1 protein-coding gene is annotated in these 230 nt (G+C 35.2%); it reads left to right on the forward strand.

Annotated features, from left to right (window positions below):
- On the forward strand, nucleotides 1-230 hold a 230-nt coding region (locus HMPREF0298_RS12025), incomplete at both ends, for an EcoRI family type II restriction endonuclease (RefSeq protein WP_280985054.1).

A 230-nucleotide genomic window follows, 5' to 3' on the forward strand; every position in this document is an offset into this window, starting at 1 on the left:
TAGGTTAGATCGACTAACTGCAGCTAATTATGGAATGCCTATAAATAGTAATCTATGTATTAACAAATTTGTAAATCATAAAGACAAAAGCATTATGCTACAAGCAGCATCTATATATACTCAAGGAGATGGGAGGGAGTGGGATTCGAAAATCATGTTTGAAATAATGTTTGATATATCAACGACTTCGCTCAGAGTGTTGGGGCGTGACTTGTTTGAACAGCTTACAT

The organism is Corynebacterium lipophiloflavum DSM 44291 (assembly GCF_000159635.1).
In the GTDB taxonomy this organism is placed as follows: Bacteria; Actinomycetota; Actinomycetes; order Mycobacteriales; family Mycobacteriaceae; genus Corynebacterium; species Corynebacterium lipophiloflavum.